Origin of the sequence: Streptomyces sp. NPDC005181 (genome assembly GCF_040608395.1) — a bacterium.
Lineage (GTDB): Bacteria > Actinomycetota > Actinomycetes > Streptomycetales > Streptomycetaceae > Streptomyces.
In genome coordinates this window covers 94,417-115,654 of the sequence record NZ_JBEXID010000008.1, presented here as the reverse complement: position 1 = coordinate 115,654, position 21,238 = coordinate 94,417, and the positions used below count along the sequence as shown (strand labels likewise).

General features: G+C 69.1%; 22 protein-coding genes. 8 read left to right on the top strand and 14 right to left on the bottom strand.

The features are described 5' to 3' along the window. Positions 1 to 30: 30 nt before the first annotated feature. Positions 31 to 714: a hypothetical protein gene (locus ABZV38_RS08415; protein WP_356325888.1), complete on the bottom strand. Its 684-nt coding sequence runs from the start codon at positions 712 to 714 to the stop codon at positions 31 to 33. A gap of 178 nt (positions 715 to 892) precedes the next feature. Between ABZV38_RS08415 and ABZV38_RS08410 the strand changes: the two genes are divergently transcribed. After that, positions 893 to 1,582, top strand: a complete 690-nt coding sequence (locus ABZV38_RS08410) for a hypothetical protein (protein WP_356325886.1) — start codon at positions 893 to 895, stop codon at positions 1,580 to 1,582. A 39-nt stretch (positions 1,583 to 1,621) separates the two neighbouring features. Then, positions 1,622 to 2,719 carry an XRE family transcriptional regulator gene (locus ABZV38_RS08405; RefSeq protein WP_356325884.1) on the top strand — a complete coding sequence of 366 codons (1,098 nt, stop codon included), beginning with the start codon at positions 1,622 to 1,624 and terminating at the stop codon, positions 2,717 to 2,719. A 256-nt stretch (positions 2,720 to 2,975) separates the two neighbouring features. Here ABZV38_RS08405 and trxB read toward each other — a convergent pair whose 3' ends face one another. From trxB to ABZV38_RS08390, 3 genes are read right to left on the bottom strand one after another with little or no spacing between them, the layout of a single operon-like run. Continuing rightward, positions 2,976 to 3,953: a thioredoxin-disulfide reductase gene (trxB, locus tag ABZV38_RS08400; protein WP_356325883.1), complete on the bottom strand. Its 978-nt coding sequence runs from the start codon at positions 3,951 to 3,953 to the stop codon at positions 2,976 to 2,978. Further along, entirely contained in the window at positions 3,950 to 4,363 is a 414-nt protein-coding gene (locus tag ABZV38_RS08395) for an arsenate reductase ArsC (protein WP_356325881.1), read from the bottom strand. Before ABZV38_RS08395 ends, trxB begins: the two co-directional genes overlap by 4 nt. Before the next feature lie 51 nt (positions 4,364 to 4,414). Beyond that, positions 4,415 to 5,050: an arsenate reductase ArsC gene (locus tag ABZV38_RS08390; protein WP_356325879.1), complete on the bottom strand. Its 636-nt coding sequence runs from the start codon at positions 5,048 to 5,050 to the stop codon at positions 4,415 to 4,417. 74 nt (positions 5,051 to 5,124) lie between these two features. On the opposite strand from ABZV38_RS08390, the gene ABZV38_RS08385 reads away from it, so the two are divergent. The 3 genes from ABZV38_RS08385 to ABZV38_RS08375 are packed head-to-tail and all read left to right on the top strand — an operon-like array spanning position 5,125 to position 7,606. Continuing rightward, positions 5,125 to 5,433, top strand: a complete 309-nt coding sequence (locus ABZV38_RS08385) for a metalloregulator ArsR/SmtB family transcription factor (protein ID WP_327123727.1) — start codon at positions 5,125 to 5,127, stop codon at positions 5,431 to 5,433. After that, positions 5,430 to 6,548 carry an ACR3 family arsenite efflux transporter gene (gene arsB / locus ABZV38_RS08380; RefSeq protein ID WP_356325877.1) on the top strand — a complete coding sequence of 373 codons (1,119 nt, stop codon included), beginning with the start codon at positions 5,430 to 5,432 and terminating at the stop codon, positions 6,546 to 6,548. Before ABZV38_RS08385 ends, arsB begins: the two co-directional genes overlap by 4 nt. After that, a complete protein-coding gene (locus ABZV38_RS08375; RefSeq protein ID WP_356325875.1) occupies positions 6,545 to 7,606 on the top strand; it encodes an ArsO family NAD(P)H-dependent flavin-containing monooxygenase in 1,062 nt (353 codons plus the stop codon). The genes arsB and ABZV38_RS08375 overlap by 4 nt, the downstream gene beginning before the upstream one ends. A 25-nt stretch (positions 7,607 to 7,631) precedes the next feature. Here ABZV38_RS08375 and ABZV38_RS08370 read toward each other — a convergent pair whose 3' ends face one another. Continuing rightward, the gene (locus tag ABZV38_RS08370; RefSeq protein ID WP_356325872.1) at positions 7,632 to 7,898 is read right to left on the bottom strand and encodes a hypothetical protein; all 267 of its coding nucleotides are present in this window, start codon (positions 7,896 to 7,898) and stop codon (positions 7,632 to 7,634) included. A 452-nt stretch (positions 7,899 to 8,350) separates the two neighbouring features. Beyond that, complete coding sequence (locus tag ABZV38_RS08365; RefSeq protein WP_356325870.1) at positions 8,351 to 8,716, bottom strand: metalloregulator ArsR/SmtB family transcription factor; 366 nt, start codon at positions 8,714 to 8,716, stop codon at positions 8,351 to 8,353. 104 nt (positions 8,717 to 8,820) lie between these two features. On the opposite strand from ABZV38_RS08365, the gene ABZV38_RS08360 reads away from it, so the two are divergent. From ABZV38_RS08360 to ABZV38_RS08350, 3 genes are read left to right on the top strand one after another with little or no spacing between them, the layout of a single operon-like run. Further along, complete coding sequence (locus tag ABZV38_RS08360) at positions 8,821 to 10,212, top strand: NAD(P)-binding domain-containing protein (RefSeq protein ID WP_356325868.1); 1,392 nt, start codon at positions 8,821 to 8,823, stop codon at positions 10,210 to 10,212. Between the two features lie 57 nt (positions 10,213 to 10,269). Further along, entirely contained in the window at positions 10,270 to 10,737 is a 468-nt protein-coding gene (locus ABZV38_RS08355; protein ID WP_356325866.1) for an ArsI/CadI family heavy metal resistance metalloenzyme, read from the top strand. After that, entirely contained in the window at positions 10,734 to 11,963 is a 1,230-nt protein-coding gene (locus tag ABZV38_RS08350) for an MFS transporter (protein ID WP_356325864.1), read from the top strand. The genes ABZV38_RS08355 and ABZV38_RS08350 overlap by 4 nt, the downstream gene beginning before the upstream one ends. A 376-nt stretch (positions 11,964 to 12,339) precedes the next feature. Here the strand turns inward: ABZV38_RS08350 and ABZV38_RS08345 are convergent, their stop codons facing one another. The 8 genes from ABZV38_RS08345 to ABZV38_RS08310 all read right to left on the bottom strand — a co-directional run bounded on the left by ABZV38_RS08345 (position 12,340) and on the right by ABZV38_RS08310 (position 20,810). Further along, on the bottom strand, positions 12,340 to 14,244 hold the full coding sequence (locus tag ABZV38_RS08345) for a hypothetical protein (RefSeq protein ID WP_356325862.1): 1,905 nt from the start codon (positions 14,242 to 14,244) through the stop codon (positions 12,340 to 12,342). 59 nt (positions 14,245 to 14,303) lie between these two features. Continuing rightward, the gene (locus tag ABZV38_RS08340; RefSeq protein ID WP_356325859.1) at positions 14,304 to 15,410 is read right to left on the bottom strand and encodes a TIGR02391 family protein; all 1,107 of its coding nucleotides are present in this window, start codon (positions 15,408 to 15,410) and stop codon (positions 14,304 to 14,306) included. 87 nt (positions 15,411 to 15,497) lie between these two features. Next, positions 15,498 to 15,824, bottom strand: coding sequence for a hypothetical protein (locus tag ABZV38_RS08335; protein WP_356325857.1), 327 nt, complete (start codon positions 15,822 to 15,824; stop codon positions 15,498 to 15,500). Positions 15,825 to 15,889: 65 nt separating this feature from the next. After that, the gene (locus ABZV38_RS08330; protein ID WP_356325855.1) at positions 15,890 to 17,443 is read right to left on the bottom strand and encodes a terminase family protein; all 1,554 of its coding nucleotides are present in this window, start codon (positions 17,441 to 17,443) and stop codon (positions 15,890 to 15,892) included. After that, on the bottom strand, positions 17,427 to 17,975 hold the full coding sequence (locus tag ABZV38_RS08325; RefSeq protein ID WP_356325853.1) for a hypothetical protein: 549 nt from the start codon (positions 17,973 to 17,975) through the stop codon (positions 17,427 to 17,429). The genes ABZV38_RS08330 and ABZV38_RS08325 overlap by 17 nt, the downstream gene beginning before the upstream one ends. Before the next feature lie 102 nt (positions 17,976 to 18,077). Next, positions 18,078 to 18,593, bottom strand: a complete 516-nt coding sequence (locus ABZV38_RS08320; protein ID WP_356325851.1) for a hypothetical protein — start codon at positions 18,591 to 18,593, stop codon at positions 18,078 to 18,080. Positions 18,594 to 18,627: 34 nt separating this feature from the next. Continuing rightward, a complete protein-coding gene (locus tag ABZV38_RS08315) occupies positions 18,628 to 20,076 on the bottom strand; it encodes a ParB N-terminal domain-containing protein (protein WP_356325849.1) in 1,449 nt (482 codons plus the stop codon). Beyond that, positions 20,073 to 20,810, bottom strand: a complete 738-nt coding sequence (locus tag ABZV38_RS08310) for a ParB/RepB/Spo0J family partition protein (protein WP_356325846.1) — start codon at positions 20,808 to 20,810, stop codon at positions 20,073 to 20,075. Before ABZV38_RS08310 ends, ABZV38_RS08315 begins: the two co-directional genes overlap by 4 nt. Positions 20,811 to 21,238 lie beyond the last annotated feature (428 nt).

Genomic DNA, 21,238 nt, shown 5'->3' with positions numbered 1-21,238 from the left:
CAGTCCGGCCTTGTCCCGCCGGTGGGAAGCTCAGGTCTTGCTGGTGTAGCCGCGTCGGCGGGCCATCTCCGCACCGGCCGCGCCCCGCTTGGGGACGTTGCTCCCGCGCTGCGGGGGCCCACCTGCAGGTGAACCACCGGGCGCGACCGCCGGGGTGAGTGTCTTGCCGAACAACTCCGGGCGGCGCTCCTTCAGTGCGGTGGCCGCACCGGTGACGGCCTGCTCGTCGGCGTCGTCATCAACGCTCAGCAGACGTTCGGCGTCGGCAAGGTCCACACCCGTGGCCCCGAGTGCGACGAGGGCGGCACGGCGCACCGCGGCCCTCTCGCGGGCGGCAGCAGAAGCCTCACGGGCGGCAGCGGCGGCAGCAGCGTCGTCGGCGGCCTTCTCCCGGCGCTGCACCTCTGTCAGCTGCGCGTCCTGCGCGTCCTGTTGGGCCTTGACGAACGCGGCCAGGTCGTCGGTCTTGGCGAACCCCAGCTGCTCCACGAGCTTGCGTACCGCAGCACGTTCGCCCTGCTGCTTCTCGCGGGCCAGCAGCCTGGTCAGCGTCTCCTGGTCCAGCGTCTGCCCCGTCTGGGCGGGCGGCTGTACGGGGTCGCCGAGCAGGTCGTTGGACGGGTCGGTCGGGTCCGCGCCCAGGATCGGGAAGATCGGGCGGCCGTCGCGGCGGTGACCGATGAGGGTGTGCGGGTCGGGCAGCGGGCGGGCCATAACGGTGTCGTCCTCCAGCAGCAGCGCCCCCGCGCCGACAACCAGTGTAGAGGAGCCACTTGACCTGGTCGCTTCGTCAACTACCGCTGCGTGGGCCCTCGATGTCAGTCCCTACCGCTACTCTTTAAGAAATCCTCCCTCGTTTGAGGGGGGAAACCTATAAGAGCGCGGAGGTTCCATGATCAGCAACATCCTCCTCCAGCCGGCTGGGGAGCCCGAGGGATACGAGGCCCAGCTCGCAACCCTGGGCCTGGAGTTCAAGTACTTCGACCAGATCCTCCGCATGAGCGAGCAGTCGCGGCGGGACGGCACGACCAAAGACGACGCCAAGAACGCGCCCGGCTCTCAGGACTACTTCACGCGCGTCCGCGAGCTCCGGCACGCCCTCCGCACCCAGCTGCGCTGGCACCCTCACAATCCCCTGCAGGCGCCGCTCATCGTCAACAAGGACAAGACCGTGGGTATCGGCGTCCTCCTCGGAGACCACCGCACCGGCCTTCCCGGCTCCCCTCACCCTCGCAGTAAGCGACCGGCCGGCGTAACCAAGGAACGGGCCGTCGCCCGCAACCAGGACCTCCAGCTCCCGTTCGAGGAGCCTGAATTTCTTGCGCCGGACGGGTCACACCCGGACGCCGACGACTACGCGCAGATGGTGACCTGGTACCTGTTGACCCACCGGCACGAGGCTCGCAAAACCGGAGTCGTAACCGTTCGCAGCGAGTTGTCTCTCCCCGACCGGGTAGGCCCAGGAGGGAGGGTCGACAGCTACCAGCGTCGGATCCTCTTGCCCGCCATCGAGTTCCCGAGCGTGAAGGACTACGCTGTCGAAACCACCGGTGACCACGTCGTTTCCGTCGAAGAGCGGTAGACGGAAAGACCCACCAGACATCAAGGATGACGAGGAGACATGATCACATCCTCGCGCATCACCACTGCCCGGAAGCGACGCGGTCTCACGCTCGCCGAGCTTTCCACGCGCGTCGGGGTGAGCGTCCAGAGCCTTTCGAACTACGAGCGAGGGCGCACCGAGCCCACCCCTGACACCCTCGCCCGGCTCGCTGCCGCCCTGGACTTCCCCGAGTCCTTCTTCTTCCAGCCCGACCTGGAGCCAGTTCCGCTGGAGGCGGTGTCCTTCCGCGCCCGCAGCAAGCTGGCAGCGGGCCCTCGCGACGCCGCTCTCTGGGCCAGCCGCCTCGCGCTGGAACTTCATACCTGGATCGATGACCGCTTCCGTCTGCCCCCCAACGGAATCCCCACCCTGGGTCGGCCGGACCCAGAAACCGCGGCCGAAATGGTCCGCGCCCGCTGGGGCCTGGGCACCGCGCCCATCAGCAACATGGTGCATCTCCTGGAATCTCACGGCGTACGCGTCTTCTCCCTGCCTCCCGAGTACGCGGACGTCGACGCCTTCGCCATGTGGCGCGACGGCACCCCCTTCGTCTTCCTCAACACGCTGAAGACGCCGGAGCGAGGCCGCTTCGATGCCGCCCACGAGCTAGGTCACCTCGTCCTGCACGGGGAAGATCGCTCCCTGGCTGGCCCCCAGGCAGAGCAAGAAGCGAACGCCTTCGCCAGCGCGTTCCTCATGCCGCGAAGCAGCGTCATGGAACACATGCCCAATGCACCTCTGGTCCAGCAGATCCTTCGCGGCAAGAAGATCTGGAAGGTCGCCGCCCTCGCGCTCACCTACCGACTTCACGACCTGGACATGCTGTCGGACTGGCACTACCGCCGCGCCTGCATCGACCTGGGCAAGCTGGGCTATCGCCGATCAGAACCATCCGGCATGCCCAGCCGTGAGAGCTCCCAGTTGCTTGACAAGGTCTTCACTGCAATGAAGGCCAAGGACATCAGGCTCCACGACATCGCCCGCGACCTGCACGTCTCCCCTGAAGAGCTCAGCAGCTGGGTCTTCGGCCTCATCGTCACCGCGCGCACCGGCACCAGCCAAACCAGCGCGGACCCCGCAGACCGCGAACGACCACGTCTCTCGCTCGTTCGGTAGCGCACACCTCGGGTGGCAGGGGGGTGAGCGGTGAGCCGGACCCTGATCAGCAAGACCGGCTTGCAACGCCATCGGCTGGCCGCTCGGCTTCGTCGTAACCGCGGGAACGCCAACCCAAGGCCGTTGAGTCCTACCAGACAGCCGTCGCCTGGCGGCATGGTCCGTCCTCTGCGCTGGCACAGACCGCCACACGGCGGCCGGAACGCAGTGTGGGGCTCGTCTGTCGCGACGAGCCCCACAGGGGTGATCTGCGGGTTCAGACCGCGACAGCAGCTTCCGGCTCATCTGCCGGCTGACCGGCGTTGAGTGCTGCGAGGTACCGCTCGGCGTCAAGCCCTGCCGAGGCGCCGCTGCCAGCGGCCGTGACGGCCTGCCGGTAGATATGGTCGACGACGTCGCCCGCGCCGAAGACGCCGGGGATGTTCGTCCGGGTGGTGGGTGAGGCGACCTTTAGGTACCCGGATTCGTCCAGGTCAAGCTGGCCGCGGAAGAGCTCGGTGCGCGGGTCGTGGCCGATCGCGATGAACAGGCCGGTGGCCGCGAGTTCGTGCGTGGCGCCGGTGAAAACATCCCGCAGTACGACGCCGCTGAGCATGGGACCGTCCTGCTTGAGCCCGGCGACCTCGGTGTCGAATGCGAAGGAGATCTTGTCGTCGGCGAAGGCCCGGTTCTGCATCACCTTGGAGGCACGCAGGGCGGAGCGGCGGTGGACGACGGTCACGGACTTGGCGAAGCGGGTGAGGAAGGTGGCTTCTTCCATTGCGGTGTCGCCGCCACCGACCACGACGATGTCACGGTCACGGAAGAAGAAGCCGTCGCAGGTGGCGCACCAGGACACCCCGCGTCCGGAGAGTTCTTCCTCGCCGGGGATGCCAAGTTTGCGGTAGCCGGAGCCGGTCGCGACGATCACTGTTCTCGCGCGGTGGACGGTGCCGGTCGAATCGGTGAGGAGCTTGACGGGGCCGGTGAGGTCGACGTCTGCGATGTCGTCGTCAATCATCTCGGCACCGAACTTCTCGGCCTGGGCCCGCATCTTGGCCATCAGGTCGGGGCCGTCGACGCCCTCGGGGAAGCCAGGGAAGTTCTCGACCTCGGTGGTGGTGGTCAGGGAGCCGCCGACGAAGATGCTGCTGCCGAACAGCACGGGCTTGAGCTGGGCACGGGCCGTATAAAGGGCAGCGGTGTATCCGGCCGGGCCGGAGCCGATGATGACGACGTCACGTATCTCGCTCACGCCGTGGCCTCCGGGGCGATCTCCTTGATCAGGCCCTCGATGAGGATCTTGATCTCGTCGCGGATCGGGCGGACGGCTTCGACGCCCTGTCCGGCCGGGTCATCGAGGTCCCAGTCCAGGTATCGCTTGCCGGGGAAGACGGGGCAGGTGTCGCCGCAGCCCATCGTGATGCACACGTCAGATTCGCGGACGGCATCGATCGTGAGGATCTTCGGGGTCTCGGCGGAGATGTCGATGCCGACCTCGGCCATGGCCGCCACGGCTGCCGGGTTGACGGCGTCGCCCGGGTTGGAACCTGCGGAGCGGACCTCGACGCGGTCCCCGGCCAGGTGGGTCAGCCAGGCGGCGGCCATCTGCGAGCGGCCGGCATTGTGGACGCAGACGAACAGGACGGAGGGCTTGTCGGACATCGTTGTTCCCTTGGTGAAGTGGATCAGCAGGAGGGGCGGAAAGCCGGAGGGTCAGTCGCCCGGGAGGGCGGCCAGCAGATCGGTGATACGAGCGTCGATGTCGTCGCGGATCGTGCGGACGACGCCGATCGGAGCGCCGTCGGGGTCGGCGACGGACCAGTCCAGGTAGTGCCGGCCCGGGACCACGGGGCAGGCATCGCCGCAGCCCATCGTGATGACGAAGTCGGCGGCCTCGACGACCTCGCTGGTCAGCGGTTTGGGGTAGTGATCCGCGACGGACACGCCCGCTTCCAGAAGGGCCTGCGCGACATGCGGCTCGACTGCCGCGGCCGGGTCGGTCCCGGCGGAGGAGACGATCACGCGCTCGCCCGCCCGGTGGGCCAGGAGGGCTGCGGCCATCTGCGAACGGCCGGCGTTGTGCCCGCACACGAACAGCACCCGCACCCGGCCACCGGGGCCTGGCGTTTGTGTGTGCGCGAGCGCGTCGAGGCGCTCGGCGGTCAGCCGCTCGGCCAGTACCACCAGATGCGTACGCACCCGGGCGTGCTCAGCAAGCAGCCGGTAGGAGTCGGCCAGTAGCTGCTGCACGGTCTCCACGGAGAAGTGGCCCCGGTGGCTGGCGGCGAGGCGCGCGACCCCGGCGCAGAGCCGTTCATCCGGCCAGGCCGGTGGTGGTGAGGCGGACATGGGAACCCCTTCGACGGGCCCAACAGTTCAGCTCGGACTGGTATCAGCACCGAATGATGTGAGAGTATCAGTCCATGATGACGTCAGTCGACACTGATCTGATCCGGGTTCTGGCCGACCCGCTCAGGCTCAAGATCGTGACCCTGCTCGCCCGCGAGACCCTGTGCACCACGCACCTGGTCGAGGAGACCGGCGCCAAGCAGACCAACCTCTCCAACCACATGAAGGTTCTGCGCGAGGCCGGTGTGGTGGACACCGAGCCCTGCGGTCGCTTCACCTACTACAAGCTGCGCCCCGAGGTCCTGGCCGGACTGTCCGAGCAGTTCGCCGCGCTGGCCGAGTCCGCCCGTACCGCTGCCGAGAACAAGAGGGCCTGCCCGTGACCTCCACCGAGCCCACCACCGCCTCCGCTCAAGGCGCCGGCCCGGCCGGGGACGACTCGATCGTCAACAAGCTCTCCACCCTGGACCGCTACCTCGCGGTATGGATCCTGCTCGCCATGGCCGTCGGCCTGGGCCTGGGGCGCCTCATCCCGGGCATGAACGACGCGCTCGCGAAGATCGAGATCGGCGGGATCTCCCTCCCGATCGCGCTCGGCCTGCTGGTGATGATGTACCCGGTCCTCGCTAAGGTCCGTTACGACAAGCTCGACACCGTCACCAGTGACAAAAAGCTGATGGTGTCCTCGCTGGTCATCAACTGGATCGTCGGCCCCGCGGTCATGTTCGCGCTGGCGTGGATCTTCCTTCCGGACCTGCCCGAGTACCGCACCGGCCTGATCATCGTCGGTCTGGCCCGCTGCATCGCCATGGTCATCATCTGGAACGACCTCGCGTGCGGCGACCGCGAGGCCGCGGCCGTCCTGGTCGCGCTCAACTCCGTGTTCCAGGTCATCGCGTTCGGCCTGCTGGGCTGGTTCTACCTCGACCTGCTGCCGCGCTGGATGAACCTCGGCGACGGCCAGGGCCTGGACGTCTCCGTCTGGCACATCGCGCTGAACGTCATCATCTTCCTCGGCATCCCGCTGCTGGCCGGCTTCCTCACCCGCCGCATCGGCGAGCAGAAGATGGGCCGCTCGGACTACGAGAGCAAGTTCCTGCCGAGGATCGGCCCGTGGGCGCTGTATGGGCTGCTGTTCACGATCGTCATCCTCTTCGCGCTGCAGGGGAAGACGATCACGTCGCAGCCGCTGGACGTCGTGCGGATCGCGCTGCCGCTGCTGGTGTACTTCGCGATCATGTTCTTCGGTACGTTCCTGCTCGGCAAGGGCCTGGGTCTCGCCTACGACCGCACCGCGACACTGGCGTTCACCGCAGCGGGCAACAACTTCGAGCTGGCCATCGCGGTCGCCATCGCCACCTTCGGCGTCACCTCCGGCCAGGCACTCTCTGGCGTCGTCGGACCGCTCATCGAGGTGCCCGTCCTGATTGGCCTGGTCTACGTCGCGCTCGCCTGGCGCAAGAGGTTCAGCGTGGGCTCCCTGACGACGGCCCCGTGACGCACACCGTGGACGTGGTGGTGATCGGCGGCGGGCAGTCAGGACTCGCCGCCGGCTACCACCTGCGCCGCAACAAGCTCGACTTCGTCATCCTCGACGCCCAGAGCACGCCCGGCGGGGCCTGGCAGCACACCTGGGACTCCCTGCACCTGTTCTCCCCGGCCGCGTTCTCGTCCCTGCCCGGTCGGCTCATGCCCGCCCAACTGGGCCAGGAGTACCCGGACGCCGCCCACGTGGTGGAGTACCTGGCCGACTACGAGCAACGCTACGACCTGCCCGTACACCGCCCGGTCCGCGTCCAGGCGGTGCGCCGGGACGGCACCCGACTGCGGGTGGAGACGGACACCGGCGACTGGTCGGCACGGGCGGTCGTCTCGGCGACCGGCACCTGGTGGCGCCCCTTCCTGCCCGCCGTACCCGGCCAGGAGGTCTTCACCGGCCGCCAGCTCCACACCACCGGCTACCGCCGTCCGTCCGACTTCACCGGACAGCGAGTGGTCGTGGTCGGTGGCGGGAACTCCGGCGCACAGATCGCCGCCGCCCTCGCCTCCCACGACGCCCTCGACCTGACCTGGGTCACCCAGCACCCACCCCGCTTCCTCGCCGACGACATCGACGGCCGCGCCCTGTTCGACGCGGCCACCGCCCGCCGCCGCGCCCTGGACGAAGGCCGCACGGACACCGGTGGCGTCGCTTCCTTGGGCGACATCGTCGCCGTCCCACCGGTTCGCGCAGCGCGCGACGCCGGACTGCTGAAGGCCCAGCCGATGTTCGAGCGCCTCACTGCGGACGGTGTGCGGTGGAGCGACGGCACGACCGTTCGCGCGGACACGGTGATCTGGTGCACCGGGTTCCGCCCCGCCCTGTCCTACCTCGCCCCTCTGGGCCTGCGCGGCGTACGGGGGCACATTGCCACCCGCGGCACCCAGGCAGCCGACGAACCGCGGCTCCACCTGCTCGGCTACGGGGACTGGACGGGACCTGCCTCCGCCACGCTCATTGGCGTGGGGCGCCCGGCCCGCGAAGCGGCTGCGGCCATCGCCGAGCTGTTGGCCTGACTCCCGTCGCCGGGACGGCCCGTGTTCAGCGAGATGGGCGCCTCAGAGAAATCAGCAGGCCGATGAGGGCAAGCACCATCCAGCCGGTCAGGTAAGCGAAGGCCCAGGTGGGCGACAGTGCGCTCCACAGGAGTCCCGCGACGGCGGAGGCGGCGAGGTTGCCCAGTGACTGCACGGTGGCGAGCATCCCGAACGCCGAGCCGCGCAGACCCTTCGGTGCCAGCGCGACTACCGCGGAGTGCTGGGAGGTCTCGACCGCCCCGATCCCGACCCCGGCCAGCACGAAGGGCACCGCGAGCAGGGCAATTGCCGCACCGGTGGTGGCGAACAGGCCCGTGCCCGCCGAGCCGGTCGGTCAGGCGGCCGGCGGGAACGGAGGCGATCGTGGCGGCGACGTTGTACGCGGTGTAGAGGCCCAGCGCGATCGTGGTCGCGGTCTTCGCGCCGTGATCAGGTGTCAGCAGATCGGTGGCGCGCAGGATAAGCAGGGTGGCGGCGACGTTGCCGACCTCGAACGCCGCCACCGCGCCCATGAGCCGGCCGAGATCCCCCTGGAGGTCGGGCCGAGCCGATGCCCTTCACCCTCGGCGTCAGCCACTGTTCCCTGTTGCCGTTATCCGGACTGTGCGTGCTGTCCGGCTCCGCGATCTCCGTCATGGTGGGCGGTCTGCCGTAGGGCCCGTGCCTGCCGGTACTGGCGGATCTGCCCATCTCACGGCCCGGTGGTCGGTGGAATTCGCATACTCAGGAGCGCAGGTCGAGCATGGCGGACATGGCCGCCACGACAGACGGGGCGACCTGGTAGTAGACCCAAGTCCCGCGCCGCTCGGAGGTCAGGAGCCCGGCCTCGCGCAGCTTCTTCAGGTGGTGGGAGACGGTCGGCTGGGAGACGCCCACGTCGGAGATGTCGCACACGCACGCCTCGCCGCCCGCGTGCGACGCGACCTTGGAGAACAGGCGCAGTCGCACCGGGTCCGACAGCGCCTTGAACATCAGGGCCATCTTCTCCGCGTCGTCCTGCGACAGCTCGCCGGCAGTGATCGGCGGGCAGCACGGCACCACGGCCCCCGTGTCCAGGACCGGCAGTTCCGCAACCTCTGATTTCGACATGTGTCTATGTTGACACTCGTCGATGCTGAGTGGCAAGCTCCAGATATCGACAGCAATCGAAACAGCGGCCGGCTCGGTCGCCTATCTCGGAGGACATCACCGCCATGACCACCACTGCAGACCTGCCGGTTGTCGTCATCGGCGCCGGCCCCGCCGGGCTGGCCGCCGCCGCGCACCTGGTCGGGCACGGCATCGAACCGCTGATCCTGGAAGCAGGACCGGCCGCAGCGTCCGCGGTACGTGACTGGTCACATGTGCGGCTGTTCTCCACCTGGGGCGAGGTCACTGACCCGGCCGCCGAGAAGCTCCTGGCGCCGGCTGGCTGGACCAAGCCCGACGCGGCGACGTATCCGTCCGGCGGGGACTGGGCCGAGCAGTACCTCCAGCCGCTGGCCGATGTCCTGGGTGAGCGCGTCCGTCTGAGTGCCACTGTCACCGGCGTCTCGCGCACCGGCCGCGACCGCATTGTCGACGCCGACCGCGAAACCCAGCCCTTCGTCGTCCACTTCACCACTGCCGACGGCAGTGAGGAGCGTGTCTTCGCCCGCGCGGTCATCGACGCCTCCGGCACTTGGACCACCCCGAGCCCGGCCGGCGCCAGCGGTCTTCCCGCCCTCGGCGAGAAGACGGCGGCCGACCGCATCGCCTACCGCGTCCCGGACTTGAAGGACCCGGCCGTCCGCGCCCGTTACGCCGGCAAGCGGACTGCCGTGATCGGCTCTGGCGCCTCCGCGTTCACCGCCCTGGCCACTCTCGCCGACGTCGCGAAGGACGAGCCCGGCACGCATGCGGTGTGGATCCTGCGCCGCGGCATCAGCGGCTCCACCTTCGGCGGTGGCACCGCCGACCAGCTGCCTGCCCGCGGCGCTCTCGGCCTGGCCGCGAAGGCCGCGGTAGACAACGGACACGCGGACGCGGTCACCGGCTTCCGCACCGAGGCCATCGAGCAGGACGACAACGGCCGCCTGATCCTGGTAGGCGAGGACGGACGGCGGCTGGACCCGGTGGACGAGGTGATCGTGCTGACCGGCTTCCGCCCCGACCTGTCCTTCCTCTCCGAGATCCGCCTCGGCCTCGACGAGCGCCTCCAGGCCCCCACCGAGCTCGCCCCGCTGATCGACCCCAACCAGCACTCCTGCGGCACCGTCTACCCCCACGGCCACCGCGAACTGTCCCACCCCGAACCCGGCATCTACCTGGTCGGCATGAAGTCCTACGGCCGCGCCCCGACCTTCCTCGCCATGACCGGCTACGAGCAGGTCCGCTCCGTCACCGCCGCCATCGCCGGGGACACCGAATCCGCCGACCGCGTCGAACTCACCCTCCCCGAGACCGGAGTCTGCGGCGGCGCCGGACTCTTCGACGACCCGGCAGCCGGCCAGGCCGACGGCACAGGCTGCTGCGCCACACCGGCACCCGCTCTCGTACAGATCGGTACCTCTTTGCCGGTTGCAGCCACCGAGGACACGTCCTCCAGCGGCTGCTGCTCAGCCTGAACCCCGGCGCCCCGGCCAATCGCCGGGGTGCTTCCACCCCGCGTCAGGAGGATCGTCATGTCCCGAGTACAGCTCGCCCTGCGCGTCCCCGACCTTCACGCCTCGATCGCCTTCTACACCAAGCTCTTCGGTACCGAGCCGGCCAAACTGCGCGACGGCTACGCCAACTTCGCCATCACCGAACCCCCGCTCAAACTCGTCCTCATCCAGGGCACGTCGGACGAGGACACGCGCATGGACCACCTCGGTGTCGAGGTCGACACCACCGAAGCCGTCCACGCCGCCACCACCCGCTTCGCGGATCAGGGGCTGGCGACCGACGTCGAGAACGACACCACCTGCTGCTACGCCCTCCAGGACAAGGTCTGGGTCCACGGACCCGGTCAGGAGCCGTGGGAGGTGTATGTCGTCAAGGCCGACGCCGACTCGATGGCCAAACAGAAGGGCAGCGCCTGCTGCGCGGACCCGGCCGTCGCCGAAGCAGGCTCTGGTACGCCGGTCCAGGCCGGTGGCTGCTGCCCGTGACCGAGCTCGACGCCCGCGGGGCCGCGACAGGAGCAGGGGACCGGTCGCGGCCCCGCGCCGTACTCCCAGCCCTGTGCATCACACAGATCACCAGCTGGGGCATCGTCTACTACGCCTTCCCCGTGCTCAACCCAGCCATCACCGCCGACACCGGCTGGCCCACCGGGGCCACAACGGCCGCGTTCTCCGCCGCCCTGCTCATCTCCGCGTTCACCGGGATCCGTGTCGGCCGGATCATCGACCGCCGGGGCCCGCGCACCGTCATGACCACCGGTTCCGTCCTCGGCGTTGCAAGCCTCCTCACCGTCGCCGCCGCCCCCAACCTGCCGGTGTTCATCGCTGGCTGGCTCCTGGCGGGGTTCGCCATGGCGGCCACCTTCTACCAGCCCGCCTTCGTCGCACTGACCCGCTGGTGGGCACCCGACCACGTCCGCGCCCTCACCATCGTCACCCTGGCCGGCGGGCTCGCCTCCACAGTTTTCGCACCGCTGACCGCCGCTCTCGCCGATCGCATGTCGTGGCGCACGACCTACATCGTTCTCGCCCTGGTTCTCGCTGCCGTGACGGTCCCTGCGCATGCCCTGGCGCTCAAAGCTCCATGGCCGAAGGCGCAGTCTGCGCCTGCCCACACCGGCGGCTCCGCTGCCACGATCTCCCGTAGCCGACCGTTCTGGATGCTGGCCACCGCCCTGACTCTCTCGGCTTTCGCCGTCTACGCGGTCGTCGTCGCCCTGGTCCCGCTCATGCTCGAACGCGGCTATTCCACCAGGCAGGCCGCCTGGGCACTCGGTCTGGGCGGCGCGGGACAGACCCTCGGCCGCACCCTCTACTCCACGCTTGCCCGCCGCACCGGAGCGACCGCGCGCACCACCACACTCATCGCCCTCGGAGGCGTCACCACCGCCGCACTCGCACTCGTCGCCGGCCCGTACGCCCTGTTGATCGCACTGTCCGTCGCGGCCGGGACAGTCCGCGGCAACCTCACCCTGTTGCAGGCCACCGCCATCACCGACCGATGGGGCACCAGCCACTACGGCCGCCTGTCCGGACTCCTAGCGGCACCCGCGACCACCGCCTCTGCACTCGCCCCCTTCGCCGGCGCCGCCCTGGCCGCGCCGCTCGGCGGATACCCCCACGTCTTCCTCGCACTCGCGACCGTTTCCGCAGCGGCATCCCTGATCGCACTCCGGACGACGCCCACGAGACAAGCCGCGCCCCCACACTGAAGCCCCTTAGCCGCCCGGGCCGACCTACATACCCTCCGTAAAGGCCCAGCGCGACGTCCAACCTTCAGCAGGCCGCAAGCATGCAACCACGCCGGGCGGGTACCGACGCGACAAAACCAATTCACGTCGGCCGTCGAAGCCGCGGCCGAAAAGCCTGCGAATGTGTCGACTTCGTGTACGACTGGGCAACCACCGACGCAGAAGCCCCGGCGCGGCTGAATCAGGCGTAGCTCCTGGCCAGCCGCCACGTAATGCATCGAAGCAAGGTGCGCACACCTGGACGACGTCAACCAGGTGACCGCCGAGCAGATCCAGCAGGTCGCGCAGGACCTGCAGGGCGGTCTACAACGAATTCCGGGCGAAGCTGGCCTGACGCTCAGCTCGGCTCGGAACTGCCCGGGTCGACGTCGCCGGTCTCGGCCGCCGGTGAGGGCGGGGTCTGGCCGGGGATGAGCGGTACCGGCGGCACGCCCGGGTCGGCCTCCGGCAGCCCCAGGTACTCGCGCACCACCGCGTTGTCGCCGGTGGCGTCGGCGAGACGGGCGGCCTGGTCGAAGGAGCGGCGCTGGATGCGCTCGACCTCCTCCGCGACGTCCTCGACGGGGTATCCGGCCTCCTGCAGCATCCGCACAGCCGTCTCCAGCGAGAACACATTCGCCCCGTAACCGGCCACGACGTCAGCGAGGACGGTGGTGCGGTCGGTAGGGGTGTGCGCACCCCACACCAGGCGTGCAGGTAGCGACTCGCCGGCGGGCCACACCTGCCCGGCCTGGTGCAGACGCTGCACCATGCGCAGCATCAGCACGTACTTGTGGGCGCGGGCCAGACGCATCGCGGCGATGAGGGAGTCCAGCGGTCCCAAGGCCAGCTGCAGCGCATACCCGGAAGGCACCGATGCCGGGTCGAGGCTGCCCAGCCCAGCGGTGGTCAGGCGGGTGTTCGAGGCGAGCCGGGTGAGCATGTGGTCGATGCGCTGCCGCAGTTCGGCAAGCTGCGCCGAGGTGTTCAAGGCGTCCATGCGCCCGGTGTCGGACAGCTGCCACACCGTGCCTGCCTCCACACGCACCGGCAGCGGCTGCCCGGTGGTGCGGTCGATGGGCAGGCGCGCCCCGGACAGGGCAACGATCGGGGTACCGGTCGTCGCCGACGCGGACGCACTGTCGGTGTCGGTGGCGGCCAGCTCGTCCAGCAACTGCAGCACACTGCCCAGCGACGACTTCCCCCAGTGCTCTCCACCGTCGGGGATGGTGTTCGGGACGTGCACGACCGGAATGAAGTCACACATCAGGTCGAGGCGGTCCAACACCTGCCCGTCGGAGCGCACCCGGTAGGCGGCCTTGTCCGGGGGCAGCGAGTACAGGTCGTGGGAGGCGCCGAGGTCTTCCAGCAGCCATTCGGCATCCGTCAGGTAGCACGTGGTGCTCGACGGGCGGCCCGGTGCCCACGGGTAGGTGCGCTGCACTGTGCCGGCCACCGGGTGCAGGGTGTCGCCGACGGTCAGCACGGGGTCTCCGTCGGCGCCCGCTACCTGCTCACGGATAGCGCGTCCGTCCTTGGCGATGCCAGGCTCGGTCGCCGCACCGATCGGCCCCAGCTCGTAAGTGATGCGCCGCACCCGGTCTTTCAGGCCGCGCGCCGGATCGGCGGGCAGCTCCCACGCGAAGTGGATCCGGGAGGGGTACTCGGAGCTGTCCTGCTCACCGTCGTTCCACTCCGGGAAGTAGAACCCGGGGTCGTAGGTGCGCAGCAGCACCCGTTCCTTGGCCGGTTCCCACGCCAGGGTGTACACGGCGTCGCCGCAGCGCACCGCGCACCGTTCGGCCTGCTGGATCCGCAACGGCCACAGTTCCTTCTCCGCCCAGGTGCGTAGCCGCTCCTGCAGGTCGGCTGCCTGAACAGCACCGGGCGGCGGGGCGTCACCCTCGTCACCATCAGTGCCGGCGGGCCCGCGGTGCTCAGCGTGCTCGGCACCGGGCACCACGATGGTCTGCTCCGCGCCCAGCAGGTAGCCCAGCGTCGTGTCGATGAGCTTGGCCGGGTCGCCCAACTCACGGCGCTCCAAGCCGTGGTCGTCACCGGTGACGGCGGCGAGCTGCCCGGCCTGGTTGTTGTCGTACGCCGCCAAGAGCTTGTACACGGCCAAACGGCGCCGGTCCGACTCAGGCACCCACGAGTGGTTGACCTCGGGGAAAGCACGGTGGCCGGGGCGCTGCGGATCGGCCATGGCCGGCTTGTAGTTGATCCACGACCAGGCGTCGATGACCAGTTCGCGCAGCCTCAACGGATGCCTCCAGGCATGCAAGGCCCCACGCCCGCAGCCAGCTTAGAGGCAGCGTGCGATCACGAACCCGAACCGGCGGCCTTGCGCTTGTCGTCCTCGATGTCGAGACGCCGCATGAGGAAGCTGGCGAACACCAACATCTCTTCGGCCTCGTCGCGGTCATCCTTCTCGTCCGGCCCGTGACTGCGAGGGTTACGCAGTGCGCCCATCGCACCCTTGAACAGGAACTGCATGCCGGTCTGCTCGCTCTCCAGGGAGCCGCCCGTGGACCGGGTCACCGTCAGCATCGGGGGGCCTGGCTTGACGTTGAAGGCAACGCCCATGAGCGCGTTACCGACGGCGTTACTGCCGCCGACCAGCGTGTCCACCCGGTGCTCCACCGCCTGGAACGCACTCCTTACCGCGTCGTTGTAGGCGCCGCGGTTGTACCTCTCCTCGGCGACCTCCGCGATCAGCGGATGCAGGTTGCAGGTGACAGATATGGGCTCCGGAGATCCCGCGGCGGGGGCAGGCTCGGCGAACAGCGGTGGCTGCAGCATCACCTCCGGCTCACGCTTGGAGAACAGGCGCAGATCGGCCTCGGTGCGCTCGGCGCCCAGCACATGCGCGCGAATCAGCCAGTACTCCTGCAGGTTCGTAACGGCGGCGAACGGCCGGATGCCGCGGGTGAAGTACAGGCGCCACTCCAGCTCGTCTGGGCTGCTGCCGCCTCCCTGGAAGCACGGCTCTTGAATGCCGAGCTGCATGGCCGCGACGAAAGTGCGCACCGTGTTTGTGAGACTGTCGCCGTGCGCCGCCGCCAGGTCTTCGTTCGTGAGCTGCGGCATCTCTCCAGGGTTCGGAGGGCGCCAGTTCCTCTCGATCGTCGCCGCTTGGCGCACCATGTATAGATACGCCGTGAGGACTCGGAATGCCCCGGTGCAGTTCGCCGCGCCCGCGACGGTGAGCGAGAGCTGCTGGTCGGGCTGCGGGGTGTGCAGCACATTCGGGTCCAAGCCACGCAGAAGCGCAGGACACAGCTGCTGCACCGCGCTCTCCCACTCCAACCCCTGCCCGTACAGTGCGCGGTCGATGTCGTCGAAGACGGGCCACATCAAACGCTCAGTGAACAGTGACCAGATGGCGTCGAGGAGAACGTGGCCCTCTTCCCCCGTGGGGCGCGGCATTCCCTCTGGCGCGATGGTCCGTTCAATCACGTGCTGCCCCCCGGCGTCTGACCCTGAACGATGCCCGCAGGCTACTACTGGGCAGGGCTACGGGGTGGCGGGGTCGGTGCAGGCGTGCATCCACGTCCCGTGCAGCAGGCCCTTCTGCTCCGAGTCGAGCAGGTTGTCCCACGCGGACTGGCACGACTCGTCGTTGGGCGTCTTGGCGGTGGCCCGCAGGTTCGCCCGGGCGTAGCGCCCAGCCTCCACTGAGGCGTCCTCATGGGCCTGCGCGGAGGCTTTGATCTGCTCCGAGATCTGCTCATGCGTCGGTGCTGCGGGCGTGGGCCACAGCACGACGGCGGCGGCAACAGCGCCCGCCAACACCACGGTTGCGGCGCCGATTCGGACGTCGGATCTCCCCCAGATTGTCATGGCCGGGAGGCTAGCAGCCCGATATGGCCAGGGGCGTTTCCCTTTATGGGGCCGTTTCCGGGGGTCTAACGGCGTCCGCCGAGGCGGTCGTCGTGGATGTGTCCGGCCACTGCGGCGAGCTGGTCGGGGTCGGCGAGTTCGGTCAGTCCGTGGACGGCGGCGTCCATGCGGTCGGGGGAGTCCATGCCGACGACCCAGGTGGCCATCTGCTCTTCGAGGCGGACGTGGGCGCCGACGTGGTGGATGAGGCCCTGCTCGTACAGCTGGGCGATGGGTTCGGCCCGCAGGCGTTTGCCGACCTTCGCGGTGACTTCGAGGACCCTGGGCATGAGCTGCCCGGCGGTCGTGCCGTCGCGGCGCAGCTGCTCCCATGCCTGGGAGAGGACTTGGCGGGCCATGTCGCCGCCGTAGTTGGACTCCACGACGATCGCATCGGCTTTGAGGGCGAGGGCGAGGCGGCACGCGCTGAGGCCCCAGTCGTTGGCGCCCATGGACGCGGAGCGGTCCTCGAGGACGTACAGGTGACCGTCGAAGCCACGGGCTGCGCCGATGATGCCGGTCTCGTCGCCCACTGAGGACTCTCCGCCGGCGGGGTCGACGGCGACGATGACGCGGGCCATGTCGAGGCCGCCGAACTCGACGGTGGTGATGCGGTGGTCCGTGATCCAGGCGCGCTGCCACACACCGCCCTCGGGGGGACGCGGCTTTTGCTGGTAGAGGGCGGCCCATACGCGTTCGCCGACTCGGCGGCGGGTCGTGGCGTGGTGGTCGGCGTCGAAGCGTTCGGGCCATAGGGGTTCACCGGCTGTGCGGCCCAGGGGGTCGTCGGGGGAGTCGGCGAGGGCGGGCAGGTCGATGACGTGCCACTCGTTGGCCTGTGCGTCGGCGAGGATGCGGCCGGCGAGGTCGTCTTCGTTCCAGCGGGTCTGGATGACGCAGATCGCCCCGTCGGGCTCCAGGCGGGTCTGCAGGACGGACTGCCACCACTCCCACGTCTTGCGGCGCATGCTCGGGGAGTCGGCGGAGGCCATGTCCTGCACGGGGTCGTCGACGAGGGCGATGGTGGCGCCCTTGCCGGTGAGGCTGCCGCCGATGCCCGCGGCGACGAGGCCGCCTTGGTGGCCTGCGATGTCGAACCGCATGGCGGCCCGGCTGGAGGGGTTGAGGTGGATGCCGAGCTCGTCGCCCCAGGTTTCGATGGCGTCGCGGATCCAGCGGGAGTGTTCCTCGGCGAGGTCACCGGAGTAGGAGGCGATCATGATGCGGCGGTCGGGGTGCTGGCGCAGGTACCACAGGGGTGCCCAGCGTGAGGCCCGGCGGCTCTTGCCGTGACGCGGCGGCATGGTGATCATGACGCGGTCGGCGCGGCCCTCGGCCATGTCGATCCACGCCTGGTCGATGAGGTGGAGGTGGCGGGCCTGCATCTCGCGGCGTTCGGTCAGGACGGCGGCCATCGCTCCCGGGGAGGCGGCCATGGCGATGTGGCGCTCGATGCGGGCGAGCTGGACGCGCAGCTGTGGGGAGGCCTTCGCGGCCATGGCGCGGCGCTGTGCGGGCAGCCTGGTGCGGTAGGCGTTCAGCAGCTTGGTTTCGCGGTCGCTGCTAGTCATCGGAGCCATGTGCGGCCTCCTCGGATATGCCGATCAGGGCTTCGAGTTCGTCGAGAGCGATGGCGGTCAGTTCGCTGCCCGAAGCGGCCGGGGCGACGATCTCGGTCTTGGCGGGCTTGTCGAGGCCGTTCATGCGGGCGCGGCGCTCCATGATGCGCAGCGCCCGGTCGATGGCGGGCAGGTCGCCGTCCTTGACGGCTTGGCGGTAGGCGACGAAGAACAGCCGGTCCAGGCGCAGGTTCTCCACGGCGCGCAGCTCGTCGGCCTTCTCGTCCTGCTCGGTGGTGCGCTCCTTGAGTGCCTGGCGCACGTCCTTGCAGGCGGCGTTGATGAGCTGGTCGTCGGCCGGCGGCTCCAGGCCCTTTTTGTACCGGTCGACGCCGTAGCCCTGCGGGTAGGCGATGCGGTCGGAGTTGATGGCCGGGTCGGCGGCGAGTTTCCGGCCGACGGTGAGCCAGTCGACACCGGCGAGGCGTAGGTCGATGGCGTCCGCTCGCCGCTGCGCGATGGCGGCGCGCGCGGCCTTGTCGGGGCGTCCCACCAGCCGTGGTCCTCTCGCTGCTGCGCGCCCCCGCGCCAGGAAACATGATGGCATTACGGCCCGGCGACCTGGTGTGGCCGCCGGGCCGTAGTGCAGGTGGTGCTACAGGAAGGTCAGCTGCTGGGGTGCGTCAGGGTCGGGCGGCAGCTGGCCGGGTGGCGGTGCGTCGGGTGCCTTGTGGTTGGTGCGCAGCCACCACGCGAACTGCCAGTTGCGGCAGGTGCGGTACAGGTACTGGTGGCGGCGCGGTGCGTTGGCGGGGATGGAGTGCTCGCCCCATCCGGTGATGGGGCGGGCGTTGTCGAGCGTCACGCGCAGGCCCGGCACCAGGGCCGGGCCTTCCCACTGGTGGCCTTCGGCGTAGTCGAAGGCCAGGTGCGCGTTGGAGGCCCAGTCCCACGGGTGGGGCAGGGCGCACAGGTACCAGGCCAGCGGCCGGTTGTCGGCCGGCAGCGTGACTTTTTGTTGAGGTGCCCGCGGGTTGAGCGGGGCCCGGTCGGCCTCGCCGAAGGTTTCCAGGCAGTGCTTGTCCAGGTTGACGTGACGAACCCCTGCCAGCCACATGATCAGGTACGGTGCGGCGGCGGTGATCCCAACCCGGATGGGCGGTTGCGGCATTACGGTATTTCCCCCCTCTGAATAGGGCCGTGAATTACTCGGCCCGGTTATTCCTTTCTTTAACCAATTTTACCAAAATTTCCACAAGTCGCTTATGGCGCCCGTGTCTGAAATCGTTCGGATAGGGCATGTTGAATTCCTCGCCGAGAGCTCTCTCGTAATCGAGGTCGGAGAGCGGCAGAGGGTCCTTGCATATGGCCCGCAGCGTCGCGTTCGAGCGACCGGCGACCGTCACATCACCGAAATACGCACCGAGCAGCTCGGCCAGCGACTCGGGGGTGTGGTACCGGATCCGCATCCACTTGCCCTGCATAAACCGCATGTCGACGTTCTCGCTGTCGAGGAACGACAGCCGGGTGGCGTCGTTGGCGCTGGTGGCATGCTGCTTGTTCTCAAACGCCTGCTCGGCCAGCAGGTTGCGGGTGCCGATGCACACCGTGCCGTCGCCGGCGCACAACGCGTTGACGGTGGTCAGTACCCAGTGCTGGTAATCCAGCGACGTCGTCGCGTTGATGACGGAGTCGAGGACGACCATCTCGTACAGGCCGTGCTGGGCCAGCCGCTTCTCGACGGTGCGGATCATGGATACGACGCCCCTGATATCCACCGCGTATTTGCCGGGGGTGGTGCGGAAGGGCTCGTAGTCGTCGATCTGGTAGCCCTCGGGGCGCAGCTTCTTCGCGTAGTCGCCGTGTCCCGCACCGAAGTCCACCACCCGCGTCTCGGGGCGCTTGCGCAGCCGGGGCAGCGCAAGCTTCTCCCACACCTCCGACTTGTAGGCGAGCTTTCCGGCCTTGCGCAGCGAGGTGTACTGGCGCAGCCGCTTGGGCTGGATGATGTGCTGGTTGTAGACCGGCGCCTGGTCCTCCAGGCCGGTCCAGTCGTACACGCCGTACTCGCCGGTGAGGTCGGCGACCAGCACCGCGGCGTCCGAGGATGCGCAGGTCCATGCGAGGACGTCGAAGTGGTTGGCGGCCGCGACCACCGCGTACTCGGCGTTGAGCGCGATCTGCCCCTGGTCGTCGATGACGACGGAGCCCCACGGGCCGTGGCCGCCGGTCATGTAGTTGATGGCCTGCTGGAACGGCTTGTTGCGGGAGACAGCCACTTCGATGGTCTGCCACGGGATATAGGACCAGACACCGATGGGGCCGGGCTGCGCGTACACCACCGACGCCTCGGTCTCGACGCGGTTGTGCAGAAGGTTGAACTGGATTTCGTCGGTGAGGCGGACCTTCGTGCCGAGCATGACCGCCGGGGTGTGTGTCATCCCCAGCGCGGTCATGGCTTTGGTTCTCTGGTGGCCTGCGACCAACGTGCCGTCGGCGTTGAGGATGACCGGCTTGACGACGCCGTGGCGGCCGATGGACTCCTGGAGCCGGGCGAAGGCCTCATCGGAGAGGTGCCGCGGGTTGTAGTCGGCCGGGCGCAAGTCCTTGAGCGGGTACGCCTCGTGGAACGTCGTGGTGGGGGCGCTGCTCATGCGTCGTCCCCGTCCTCGTCCTCGGCGTCGCCGGCGTCGGGGGCGCTGGTCTGGTCGTCGTCATCGGCGCCGGGCGCTTCGGCGGTGTCGGAGTGGGCCTCCTGCAGCAGGTGCCAGCCGAAACCGAGATCGGAGCGGGCCTGGGTGAGGAACCGCTCGTAGATGCGGTTCAGGGTCTCCACCTCGGCGGCCGTGATCTGCACGCGGGTGGTGGACCACTGCAGGTAACCCCATTGCAGGTACTCCAGCTTGGCCATCGCCCCGGTGCCCGCACCGTCGGAAGGCAGGTCGATCGTGGCGGGCAGGGACCGGTGGTCCAGCAGCTTGTCCAGGGCGCCCTGGTCGTAGCCGGTGCCGTCCAGGTCGGGCAGCTCTTCGAGGATGTCGGCCAGCAGCTCGCTGTCGTAACCGGCCAGGTCCGAGGTGCGGTTGTCGACGACGACGATGCGGGCCGCGTCCTCGTCGTGGACGTCGACGAACGTGGCCGCAATCTGGTCCCAGCCGAGCTGCTGCGCGGCGGCCCAGGTGTGGTTGCCCGCCAGGATCTCGTTGGGGCGGCCGGTGTGGGTGCCGCGGTTGACGACGATGGCCTTGTACTGGCCGTTGACGCGCAGCGACTCGGCGATGGCGTCGACGTCGCCGGTGCGCGGGTTGCGGTAGTACGCCACCAGGTCGTCGACCGGTACCGCCAGCGACAGCAGCGACTCGGGAATGCGGGTGGGCGCAGCACTCACAGGATGAGTCCTTCGTGTAGGAGCGTGCCCCCGCGCCCTACGCCCGCCCACGATAGAGGATCACGCCCGCGCAAGCTCCAGCTGCGCCTCGGCGGCGGCCGGCTTGCGGGCCGCGCGCAGCAGAACCCGCGCCGCTCGACCTGCGCCGGGTTGTGCGCGGGGAGGAGAGCGGCACGCACGTGGTGAGATCGACAACGCCGAGTATCAGCGCCGCGTGGCCACCCTCCGCGGCTTCCCACCCGACTCGGCTGACCACACTCCGCACCCCAAGCTGGCGCAGGTGCTTCTGGCTTACGATCGCCTGTTGTGTCCCGGCGCTGCTGATTGCCATCGTGCTGGTCAACGTCGGCCTCCTCAGCCAGGACCCTCTCTCATCGGCGTGCTCGCCTGCGCTGCGATGATGGCCGTGATGATGCGCGGTATGGGCG

Bases quoted from the DNA above. Each gene is read 5' to 3' on its own strand.
- ABZV38_RS08330 (WP_356325855.1), bottom strand. From the start codon at position 17,443: ATGGCTCCGATGACTAGCAGCGACCGCGAAACCAAGCTGCTGAACGCC.
- ABZV38_RS08385 (WP_327123727.1), top strand. From the start codon at position 5,125: ATGATGACGTCAGTCGACACTGATCTGATCCGGGTTCTGGCCGACCCG.
- ABZV38_RS08360 (WP_356325868.1), top strand. From the start codon at position 8,821: ATGACCACCACTGCAGACCTGCCGGTTGTCGTCATCGGCGCCGGCCCC.
- ABZV38_RS08390 (WP_356325879.1), bottom strand. From the start codon at position 5,050: ATGTCCGCCTCACCACCACCGGCCTGGCCGGATGAACGGCTCTGCGCC.
- ABZV38_RS08355 (WP_356325866.1), top strand. From the start codon at position 10,270: ATGTCCCGAGTACAGCTCGCCCTGCGCGTCCCCGACCTTCACGCCTCG.
- ABZV38_RS08395 (WP_356325881.1), bottom strand. From the start codon at position 4,363: ATGTCCGACAAGCCCTCCGTCCTGTTCGTCTGCGTCCACAATGCCGGC.
- ABZV38_RS08410 (WP_356325886.1), top strand. From the start codon at position 893: ATGATCAGCAACATCCTCCTCCAGCCGGCTGGGGAGCCCGAGGGATAC.
- ABZV38_RS08315 (WP_356325849.1), bottom strand. From the start codon at position 20,076: ATGAGCAGCGCCCCCACCACGACGTTCCACGAGGCGTACCCGCTCAAG.
- ABZV38_RS08405 (WP_356325884.1), top strand. From the start codon at position 1,622: ATGATCACATCCTCGCGCATCACCACTGCCCGGAAGCGACGCGGTCTC.
- ABZV38_RS08415 (WP_356325888.1), bottom strand. From the start codon at position 714: ATGGCCCGCCCGCTGCCCGACCCGCACACCCTCATCGGTCACCGCCGC.
- ABZV38_RS08335 (WP_356325857.1), bottom strand. From the start codon at position 15,824: ATGACAATCTGGGGGAGATCCGACGTCCGAATCGGCGCCGCAACCGTG.
- ABZV38_RS08365 (WP_356325870.1), bottom strand. From the start codon at position 8,716: ATGTCGAAATCAGAGGTTGCGGAACTGCCGGTCCTGGACACGGGGGCC.
- ABZV38_RS08320 (WP_356325851.1), bottom strand. From the start codon at position 18,593: ATGCCGCAACCGCCCATCCGGGTTGGGATCACCGCCGCCGCACCGTAC.
- ABZV38_RS08340 (WP_356325859.1), bottom strand. From the start codon at position 15,410: ATGCCGCGCCCCACGGGGGAAGAGGGCCACGTTCTCCTCGACGCCATC.